9 protein-coding genes, 1 tRNA gene and 1 pseudogene are annotated in these 10,540 nt (G+C 41.1%); 6 read left to right on the top strand and 5 right to left on the bottom strand.

All coding sequences use genetic code 11. The features are described 5' to 3' along the window. The coding region (locus tag HWQ44_RS10475) for a hypothetical protein (protein ID WP_292718235.1) at positions 1-797 on the top strand (797 nt) is incomplete at its 5' end. Here HWQ44_RS10475 and HWQ44_RS10470 read toward each other — a convergent pair. Continuing rightward, positions 777-1,313, bottom strand: coding sequence for a hypothetical protein (locus tag HWQ44_RS10470; protein ID WP_292718233.1), 537 nt, complete (start codon positions 1,311-1,313; stop codon positions 777-779). The genes HWQ44_RS10475 and HWQ44_RS10470 overlap by 21 nt on opposite strands. A gap of 514 nt (positions 1,314-1,827) precedes the next feature. Here HWQ44_RS10470 and HWQ44_RS10465 point away from each other — a divergent pair. Further along, positions 1,828-1,899, top strand: a tRNA-Lys gene (locus HWQ44_RS10465). A gap of 51 nt (positions 1,900-1,950) precedes the next feature. Here the strand turns inward: HWQ44_RS10465 and HWQ44_RS10460 are convergent. Continuing rightward, positions 1,951-2,397, bottom strand: coding sequence for an SRPBCC family protein (locus HWQ44_RS10460; RefSeq protein WP_292718231.1), 447 nt, complete (start codon positions 2,395-2,397; stop codon positions 1,951-1,953). Positions 2,398-2,599: 202 nt separating this feature from the next. On the opposite strand from HWQ44_RS10460, the gene HWQ44_RS10455 reads away from it, so the two are divergent. Then, entirely contained in the window at positions 2,600-4,252 is a 1,653-nt protein-coding gene (locus HWQ44_RS10455) for a mechanosensitive ion channel (RefSeq protein ID WP_292718229.1), read from the top strand. Positions 4,253-4,587: 335 nt separating this feature from the next. Further along, positions 4,588-5,439 (top strand): annotated as a pseudogene (locus HWQ44_RS10450) (Rpn family recombination-promoting nuclease/putative transposase). Positions 5,440-5,532: 93 nt separating this feature from the next. Here the strand turns inward: HWQ44_RS10450 and HWQ44_RS10445 are convergent. Further along, positions 5,533-7,014 (bottom strand): GTP-binding protein, encoded by a 1,482-nt coding sequence (locus HWQ44_RS10445; RefSeq protein WP_292718227.1) that lies wholly within the window; start codon positions 7,012-7,014, stop codon positions 5,533-5,535. A 309-nt stretch (positions 7,015-7,323) separates the two neighbouring features. Here HWQ44_RS10445 and tpiA point away from each other — a divergent pair, with 309 nt between their 5' ends. Then, the gene (gene tpiA / locus HWQ44_RS10440) at positions 7,324-8,055 is read left to right on the top strand and encodes a triose-phosphate isomerase (protein WP_292718237.1); all 732 of its coding nucleotides are present in this window, start codon (positions 7,324-7,326) and stop codon (positions 8,053-8,055) included. Between the two features lie 52 nt (positions 8,056-8,107). Further along, positions 8,108-8,968 (top strand): dihydropteroate synthase, encoded by an 861-nt coding sequence (folP, locus tag HWQ44_RS10435; protein ID WP_292718225.1) that lies wholly within the window; start codon positions 8,108-8,110, stop codon positions 8,966-8,968. A gap of 6 nt (positions 8,969-8,974) precedes the next feature. Here the strand turns inward: folP and HWQ44_RS10430 are convergent, their stop codons facing one another. Both HWQ44_RS10430 and HWQ44_RS33530 read right to left on the bottom strand, forming a co-directional pair. Continuing rightward, positions 8,975-9,811, bottom strand: coding sequence for an SPFH domain-containing protein (locus tag HWQ44_RS10430; RefSeq protein ID WP_292718223.1), 837 nt, complete (start codon positions 9,809-9,811; stop codon positions 8,975-8,977). A 503-nt stretch (positions 9,812-10,314) separates the two neighbouring features. Next, positions 10,315-10,443: a hypothetical protein gene (locus HWQ44_RS33530; RefSeq protein ID WP_334726836.1), complete on the bottom strand. Its 129-nt coding sequence runs from the start codon at positions 10,441-10,443 to the stop codon at positions 10,315-10,317. Positions 10,444-10,540 lie beyond the last annotated feature (97 nt).

Below are 10,540 nucleotides of genomic sequence, written 5' to 3'. Positions count from 1 at the left end.
TCAAAAATCTCAGCAAATCAGAGCATTTTTCTCTCACCAGAGACATAAAAGAGCGCTATGGTTCTACATTCTTTGCTGGTAATTATTTAGATATAGCCATTGAAAAAGGAGAGAGGCATACTTGCTTCTTCCCTTATGATGACCCTATTACAGGCTTCTGTTTACCTGAGCATGGTACTCACCCTGATTATCCTTATTTACCTAAAGGTGGTCCAAACTCTTTATTTTTTACTGGAGTAGATGTAGCTGGAGATACTAATGGTGACTCAACTGTACTCACTACACTTCAATATATTGATAGAGAATTAAGGGTAGTAGCTTTTGAAAGGATTAGTAAAACTCCACTCTTTGACCAAAATGGAACCATTGAGAGAATTAGAAGAAGATTAAATCAATTCTCAGGAGACCTGTACTATGATGCGACTGCACTAGCAGGTCAGTACCTGAAAGAAGCTATAGAGAAGGAACTTGAGCCTGAAGAAGTCTTACGCTGCACACCTATCAACTCTACTAAAAAACCTGCTAAGAATAATAAGCATAACCATAAAACTTTTATGCTTTCTAACCTAGCAGGGATTGTAGAAAAGGGTAAACTTGTAATTCCTTATGATGAGCAGGATCGTCTAAAGCAACTTAAAACTGAAATGAGATTTTATAAGTTAGATGACAAGGGTCTAGCCACAGATACTGTTATGAGTTTAGCTTTAGCTGCTTATGCCTGGAAGAGAAGAGAGAGTAATAATACTTACTACGATGAAGAGGAGGGTGTAGATTATTTAATGGATAGGGTTGCTTAGTGAGTTTAATTTATTTATTTCTTCCATCATACGTAAAAATCTTGCTACTGTATAATCAGCCATTTTAGGACTCATATTGTATACATTAAGTATTAATCTAAATGTAGCATAGTTTTTTTCTTGAGCAGTAAGTTTAATAGGAGAATCATTTGCCGTTAAACAACCAATTGCTTTACAAACAAACTCAACTCCTGCTTCTTCATGAAAGTAATGGGGGTTATCCTTATAAGTATTTACACACCACAAACCAAACTCATAAAATATTTTCCATCTCTCACTACGAAAGTGTAGTGCTAGTTGATTAAATTGAGTTGCAGAAATATCAGAACCCTCACCTCCGCGACAAAAATTATTGAGCGCTTCCTTATATAAACTACTTTTTTGATAGAAATATATTCTCTGAATTAAAAAACCATTTAAGTCTAGTTTTTCTTCTATTGTACTACTAATATATTCATACTCAGTTTGAGTCATATCTTGAACAACACTTCTTGTAAACAAGTCAAAATTACTCATTAGCTACTATCCTTTATTAATAATTTGATTGAATGTAATTAATCAAACTGTTGCTGTGGTTTCCTGAGATACCACAACACATCAGCTTTATTGGCAATAACACAAGAGGCGTGAACTTAATCACAATCAACCCAAGAGTTATTGCTTGCAAGCTGAAGCTTCTGACCAGCTTCACAGGCTGTATCAAGCCTACTCAGTGAAAACCTTAGTGTCAATATTTACTAAATATATTAAAGCTGTTACTTTACATTTCTTAATATAGTTGTCTTGACTTAACTTATCCTTATGCTGAGGCGGCCGCTTAAGGTGTATAGTAATCTGATTGAGAGATATTTGAGAGATACCCGATTGGAATTGGCATTAGTGCAGAAAATGGTCAGACATTTAGGCGGCTCAATTCATGTAAATAGTGCAGCAGGTCAAACCACTTTCACCGTCAGATTCCCCTTTTAACTGGTTTTTTGGGGCGGCACTGGCTAAATGTCAGATGTTGTGCTACTATTGTTATTTGTGTGGGTGACTAGCTCAACGGTAGAGCAGTAGACTCTTAATCTATTGGTTGCGGGTTCAAATCCCTCGTCACCCATTTTTAACTGTTTGTTGTACATTAACTAAGTTATTTATCACAGTTAAATGACTAATTTTGTTGTTCTTCTGCGACTCGTTTGAGGCGGCGCAGTTGGGCTTGCATATCTTCTTTTGTCCAAGATGCGGCAAAGGTGTTGAAACCCCAATTAACTAAAGGGTTAGGGATATCGTACTCAAAACGGTTCAATAGAAGCGTTCCCTTTGCTGTGGGTTGACATTCCCAGCGATCGCGCCCTTGAAAAAATCCCTGAAATTCCCAGACTACCAAACCTGGTTGTCGTTCCACAACTACGCTATTCAAGGTGGGTTTTAGCAGAGGAATTTGAATTATAAAACGACTTTGACTGCCGACATCGGTGCTCCAGGCTTTGCCTACAGGTTCGCAACGGAGGACGGGATTGAGCCAGCGGTGCATGAGAGCTAAATCGCTAATACAGCGCTCTACCACCGTAGCCGTAGCATTAATTTGAATCGATTGTTCCAAAACTTGGGACATTCCACATCTTTGGTGCTGTTGCTGCAATTAGAGTAACGCAAAATCCAATGCCCCATGTCAGTAGATTAAATCTAATATGAGTAACAAAGTCAAAAATTAGTCTTGATATCAATAAATATATGTATGTTTTTACTGGTAAATTGATAGGCAAAACACTGACTCAGTGTTTGCGGCGAATACTTAAGCTTAATTCCCGAAAACTATGAACACAACTTGGCAAGGAATAACCCAGGTGATAGGAGTTGCTTTGTCTACGAGGGTGCAGCAATTTTTGGCACAATCGCCCAGCCTGCAACAGGTGCAACCAGTAGTGAATCAAGGAATTGCTGATGTGCAAGGTATTGTTCAACAGTTGATTCTGTTTACACCCCGTCTACTGGGGGCAGTGGCAATTTTATGTGTAGGTTTGCTAATTGCCTTCGGTGTAGCGGCGCTGACACGAGGAATCCTCAAGCGCACAAACATAGATAACCGCATTGCCGCAGGGGTAACGGGTCGTCAAGATGTTCCCCAAGTGGAGAAATTTATCTCCAGCTTAGTCTTTTGGAGCATTATCCTGTTGACGGCAGTAGCTGTTTTACAGACATTAGATTTGGAGGTAGCCTCTCGACCCCTGAATAGTTTTCTCAATCAACTTATTGGTTTTTTGCCAAAGGTAGTTGGTGCGGGAATCCTTTTAGGAACCGCCTGGTTTTTGGCGACCATTGTGAAGATTATCACTGTGCGTTCATTACAGGCATTGAATTTGGATGAGCCTTTGAATCCAGAACCAGCAGACAGCACACCCAGTCTCAATCAGCTGTCTCTGAGTGAGACGATTGGCAATGCTCTCTATTGGTTTATATTTTTACTGTTTCTCGCCCCAGTTTTGGATACTCTCGGACTCAGGGAGGCTCTACAACCAGTACAAGCTCTAATTACAGAAGTTCTGCTAATTCTGCCGAACATTTTAGCGGCGATCTTAATTGCTGTAGTTGGCTGGTTCATCGCTAATGTAGTACGGCGGATTGTGACAAACTTGTTGGCGACAACTGGGATCGACCATTTAGGTAGTCGCTTGGGATTATCTGCCAGTGCGGGGGTGCAACCTCTATCGAGTATTATCGGCACAATTGTCTATGTTTTGATTTTGATTCCTGTGGCGATCGCAGCGCTTAATGCTTTGCGAATTGATGCGATATCAATACCTGCGATCGCCATGCTGCAACAGGTTCTCAACGCTCTACCTGCCATCTTTACAGCCGTGGCAATTTTGATTGTTGCCTATTTCATTGGGCGGTTTATCGCGGATTTGGTTACAAGTATCCTCACCAATTTAGGGTTTAATAACATTTTCACTATTTTGGGTCTGACAACACCCAGCAGACGAATCGCAATTTCAACAGAATCAACAACCCCCCCGATTCCAACTCGCACGCCATCGGAAATTGTAGGCATTGTTGCCTTAGTGGGTATCATGCTGTTTGCCACCGTGGCGGCGGTGAATATCTTGAATATTCCAGCCCTGACAGCATTAGTGTCTGGTATTGTGATCATATTCGGGCGGATTTTGGCAGGATTGGTAATATTTGCCATTGGCTTATTTCTGGCAAATCTGGCTTTTAACATCATTACCAGTTCCGGTGAGCGTCAGGCAGAGATTTTGGGACAAGTGGCGCGGATTGCAATTATCGCCTTAGTCTCTGCAATGGCACTGCAACAGATTGGAGTTGCCAGTGATATTGTAAATTTAGCCTTTGGACTTTTACTAGGTGCGATCGCAGTTGCTATTGCACTAGCCTTTGGTCTTGGAGGGCGCGATATTGCACGAGAGCAAGTTCAAGAATGGCTAAACTCTTTCAAAGGTAGAAACTAAAAATTCATGAAGGCGCAATTTCATCTGTAAATCTGGAAAAGTGCAGATATAAGCATCAATAGTGCAGAAAGTCTATCAGCAATTTTGCTTAACAGGTTGAAATTTAGAGCTTAGAAACTCGGAGTTTGAGTGTAGAATTTGACGTTTCAACTTCTAAAGCTCAAGTTCCGAGTTTTAAAGTTCAATGGGAATAATCAGCGATCACTTTCAGGAACAAGAGATACAGCAGATTTCAAGTTGGTCAGCTACAAAAAGAACGAATAGCAGACAATATTGGATAATTTATTTATTGTAAATTCCCAAATAATCACTAAAATCAGGTGCAATCTATATAGATGGCAGAATATGACAACCTTTGTAAAATACTCGCAGAAAAATATCCCCGTGATTTTACTCGTTGGTTATTAAATCAAGAACCGCAAACGATTGAAATCTTAAAAACGGAATTGAGCATCGAACCTATACGTGCTGATTCAGTGACATTTCTGCAAACAGAAAATCGGATTTTACACCTGGAATTTTAAACCACAATCCAATCCCAAAAACCAATTTCTCTGCGGATGCTAGATTACTATGTCCGATTAACACGAAAATATCAAATTCCTGTTACACAGGTAGTTATTTTCTTGCAAGTGACAAGTGACGAAATCGCTTTTACTGAAGAATATATCAGCGAAGTCACAACCCACCGTTATCGAGTTATCCGAATGTGGGAACAAGATTCGGCACTATTTCTTGGCAATCTGGCGTTATTACCTTTAGCACCGTTAACGCGAACAGACTCAGCCCAAGGGCTATTATCGCAAGTTGCCGAAGAAATTGCTAAAATTCCAGATATCGAGACCAGACAAAATACTGCTGCTTACACGGAGATTTTAGCAGGATTGAAGTTTGAGAAAGATTTTATTCATCAATTATTGCGGGAGGAGTTTATGCAAGAATCAGTGATTTATCAGGATATTTTGCAGAAAGGAGAACAAAGGGGAGAACAAAGAGGAGAACAAAAAGAAGCTTTTCGCTTCTTAACTCGTCAGTTTAATCGGCGATTTGGAGAAATAGATTCATCAATAGTTGATAAAATCCGAGTATTATCTACTGAACAATTGGAACAATTGGGAGAAGAGTTTTTAGATTTTTCAAATGTATCTGATTTAGTTGCTTGGCTTGAACAAAATACAAGCAGCTAAAATAATTCGGATCAGAATAGATACTTGTTGAAGCTGTCTACCGCCGACTTGTCCTAACAGCTTTGTCCACTGCTATAACTCCACTTCTAGGTATTACTTTTTGAGTTTTACTTTGTGGAGTAATTCATCTTTAATCCGGTTGAGAATTGAAGTCTCATCCAGGTTTGCCAAAATCCGATTAATCACTGCTTTCGGCCCATCAGGCCCCCAAGTTGCACCATTGGCTAAATAAACTTTGGTAACTTGTCCAATACCGTAAGAAGAAACACCAGCTACTCCCCCTTGGGTGATTGCCACCGATATATAAGGGCCTAGCGCAATGCCACCCGTAGCTGTTGCAGAGATCCCAAGTAAAGTTTTTAATCCACTCAAGCCTAAATTTGCTAACAATTCACTAGCACCGATGCCACCCATACTCAGGGCGATTTTTTGTAGCAATTGTACAGCTCCGGCTTCGGTCATAGAGAAGCCATAGAGTTTAGATAAACCCAAAATCAGAGCAATATCAATGACCACACTACTTAGAATATCTACCACAGTTAGGGGATTAAGTGCGATCGCTAATGCTTTAGTCATTACAGCCTTCCAAATCAACTGATTGGCATTCTGTTCCCGAATCATCAGTTTTCGTTCTATCAACTGCTCATTGACGATATCGGCATAAAGCATGGTATTTAGAGCAACCAAGGCTTTGCCTTCACGATGCAGAATCTCCAATATTTTCAGCTTCAGTTCCTCGACTTGGGCATTCCCTGTACGCAACTGTATGCCCCTCGTACCATCAGAACGACGAATCGCCGTCTTCACCAATGGCGATGCCGCAGCCATAACAATTTCCAAAGGTGTGAGTAATTCCCGCACCCTTTCATCCCGAATTTTGTGATAAATTGCCATCCGGTCTGCTTCGGGATATTGGTCTACTTTGTTAAACACCAGAATGATCGGTTTACCTGCTTCCCGCAACTGAGAAAGGGCGGTGTATTCCAGTTTTGTCATATCGCCAGATATCACAAACAGAATTAAATCTGCTTGTTTAGCAATCTGTTCAGCTAAGGCGGCGCGGGTTGCACCATCTACTTCATCTAAGCCAGGAGTATCAATTAATTCCACCTGCGATTGACCTACACCAGGGAGAGTGACACGCAAAGCACGTTCAGTTTCCCCAATCATCTCCTCGCTAATACTCCAATTAACTGTCTGTGCAGTACGGGTGACACCGTGCAAAGGCCCAGTTTCAAATACTGCTTGCCCAACCAAAGAATTGAGTAGAGAAGACTTCCCACGTCCCACCATGCCAAAAGTCGCAATCTGCACCACCATCCGGTCTAACTTTCCCAGCATGGTTTCCAAATCAGCAATTTCCGTCTCTAACCCGGTTTTTTCTTGGGGAGTGAGGTCAAGATTGGCTACCAAATTTCGCAGCGCCGTTTGTGCTTGTTTATAGTTAAGTTCTGTTTGAATATCTTCAAAACTGAAAATAGCACTATCCAGTTCTTCCTCCCAACTGAGAGAATTTGGATCAGTGTTAGCGGAATCGCTTTGATGAGGTTCAGGCATAGGCAAGGTCGAAGTCATTTTAGATTTTAGATTTTAGATTTTAGATTTTAGATTTTAGATTTTAGATTTTAGATACACCTCCTCTACCATCCTAGTTATTTTTAGCAAGGGTTTGGCGAGATGAGAGAGAGCAGGGGAAGCAAGGGAGCAGGGAGCAAGGGCAAGGGAGAAGTTTTCCCCTCTGCCCCCGCACCACGCCCCTCTGCCTCTTTTCAATGCTCAATGCCCCATGCCCAATGCCCAACTCGTAGACTAATGACTAACAAAAAGTCATAAACTGAAAAATGCATCTAAATATAACGCGTTAGGATCTTGACTAAATTACCTGTGCGGAAAATCGTTATTGCCGGCAACTGGAAAATGTTCAAAACCCAGGCAGAAACCCAGGAGTTTTTACAAGGATTTCTGCCCCACTTAGAGGAAACCCCCCAAGGGCGAGAAGTGATATTATGTCCTCCTTTCACTGATTTAAGTGTTTTGTCCAAGACCTTGCACGGTAGCCTCATCCAGCTGGGGGCACAAAATATTCATTGGGAAGAATATGGAGCCTATACGGGTGAGATTTCTGGCCCGATGCTGACAGAAAGTGGTGTGCGCTTTGTGATTGTCGGTCATAGCGAACGACGGCAATACTTTAATGAAACGGATGCCACCGTTAATTTGCGCCTCCGAACTGCTCAAAGGTTTGGTTTGACTCCAATTCTCTGTGTTGGCGAAACCAAACAACAACGAGATGCGGGAGAAGCTGAATCACTGATTGCTCTCCAACTCGACAAAGCCTTGGTAGATATCGATCAAAATAATTTGGTGATTGCCTACGAACCGATTTGGGCGATTGGTACTGGTGAGACTTGTGAAGTAACGGAGGCGAATCGGATAATTGGCTTAATTCGTAGCCAGTTGACTAATCCGAATGTATCAATTCAATATGGCGGTTCAGTGAAGCCGAATAATATTGATGAGATTATGGCTCAACCAGAAATTGATGGTGTCCTTGTAGGAGGAGCAAGTCTAGAACCTGAGAGTTTCGCTCGGATTGTGAATTTTCAGTCAGTGTGATGTGCTTTTTTCTCGTTCCCATGCAGAGCATGGGAATGCCTAATGTAGATTTATGCCAAGCAACTTGATAATTCGAGGACGCTGTTTCGATTGGGGACAGCGGACTTATTTGATGGGCATTTTGAATATAACGCCTGATAGCTTTAGTGATGGGGGTGAGTTTAACACTTCTTCTGCTGCTTTAGTACAGGCGCAAGCACTAGTGGCTGCTGGTGCTGACATCATTGATGTGGGCGGTCAATCAACTCGACCAGGGGCACAGCAAATAACTCTGGTAGAGGAACTTGATCGGGTACTATCGGTATTACAAGTGCTAAGACCAGAGATTTCAGTCCCAATTTCTGTAGATACAACCCGCGCTACTGTAGCCAAGGCTTCTGTAGAAGTTGGAGCAGATATTATTAATGATATTTCTGGCGGCACTTTTGACTCAGAAATGTTGCCAACAGTTGCAGAGTTAGGTGTGCCGATGATTTTAATGCACATCCGGGGAACACCACAGACAATGCAACAACAGACTGATTATCAAGATTTGCTCGGAGAAATTTATAGTTTTTTGGCTCGGCAAATTGAGGCAGCAACTACTGCGGGCATTGACCTGGATAAAATTATTATTGATCCTGGTATTGGTTTTGCTAAGAACTATGAGCAAAATTTAGAAATTTTTCGCGGCTTGCGATCCCTAACAACACTCAACTGTCCTATCTTGGTAGGAGCATCTCGTAAAAGTTTTATTGGTCGCATTTTAAATCAACCAGATCCCAAAGCACGAGTTTGGGGAACGGCAGCAGCTTGTTGTGCTGCTATTTTTAATGGCGCTGATATCCTCCGAGTTCACGATGTTCAAGAAATGCGCGATGTTTCATTAGTCGCCGATGCCCTATTGAGACAAGCCGCACAGCCTAATTATTAGGTATTACTACCGTTCTTCAGTTTTTTTGCCATTACCTTCTTGATTTACTGACTCAGCTATCAACTCCTGAAACATTTCAGTTGAGTTAGCTGGGTCTACAAAGACAATTTTGGCATTATTACTCTCACCAAGCTTTTGACTGGCATCTACGTAATCTTGAGCTACAAGATACCGTAGAATGTCCCTACTGTCAGGGTTAGAACGGAGAGCTTGAGAAATAATTTGCACTGAAGCCATAGTTCCTTCTGCTTTCTTAATGGCAGCTTCCTTTTCCCCTTCTGCTTCGGTAATCAGCGCCCGTTTTTTGATTACAGCGGCTTGCTCCTCTTCCCTAGACTTTCGGACACTCTCAGGTAGAGTAATTCTCTGAATATCTAACCGGAGAATATCAACTCCCCAATCTGCCGTTATATTATTTAACTGGTCTAAGATAGCTGAATCCATCTCTGCTCTGGAGACGTTGGTCTGCTCTAGGGTATTCTGAGCAATAATTTCCCGGAGTGTGGTTGTGGTCAACTGTGTCAGTGCCCCTTGGAGATCCTCAATAGCGTAAAAGCTTTTCTCAATATCTCTAATGCGCCAGTATACAATAGCATCTACTTCCACGTAAATATTATCTTGGGTGATCACATTCTGAGGCTTGATGTCTAAAAACTGCTCTCGTGTAGTATCTTCCATCACAACCTGATCTACCAAGGGAACAATAAAATTCAGCCCCGGCTTAAGTTTCCGATGATACCGCCCCAGGCGTTCGACTAGGGCTTCATTTCCTTGATTAATCAGTTTTGCAGAACCTAATGCATAACCTATAAGGGCTAAAACTATAGCAATAATTGGCTCCATGTATGCTCCTATTCAGCTTTTGGGAGAATTTAGTATCAAGGATATGCTACTAGCTTGTCATATCTTTGAGTTTAATGTTTTCAGTCTGTAATTTTATCAACACCAGCAGCGATGTCGAGTCGCTACATGTCTTGTACATATTCTGTAAGTAGAACTGTTTTGCAGAATGCGTAGAAGCTCTGCTTCTTGTCGTCAGACATCGCTATTAAAGCACCTTGATAAAATGCTGGCAAGGACTACTTTATGTAATTAACATTACTTGTACTGACATCTTCAGACAGCCTAGACTTCCATTCAGTATATTCACGGAAGTTAAAATAAATTAATTTTACGTAAGATTTAGGAGAATTTTAAAACCTCCAGTATAATCGGATTAAAATTGGCTTCAGCCATTAAAAATGTAAAAATATTATGGGTAGACTATTAATCAGACTTATAGGTTTAATCCTACTTTTTACAGGCTTATACTTTTTTGGTCAAAACATTATATTTGTTAGTGGTTACTATATACCTTTTTCTAACAGATTACCCGCTACTGTTGCCGTATTAGCGATTATGGCAGGTGCATTTACATTGGTATTTTTTCGGAGAGAAGCTAGTAATTTTGGATGGATTTTGTTAGGGATTGGCATAGTACTAGTTTTCTTCAGTGGTGGAGTATTTTTCAGATCAACTAAGTAGGTGGGCGGAAAAATTTACAGCTATGTAACGAAAAGTTAAGTAGTAGAA

It is taken from the genome of Nostoc sp. JL34, assembly GCF_017114945.1.
Taxonomy (GTDB): domain Bacteria; phylum Cyanobacteriota; class Cyanobacteriia; order Cyanobacteriales; family Nostocaceae; genus Nostoc.
This window is presented reverse-complemented; position numbering and strand designations above follow the sequence as displayed.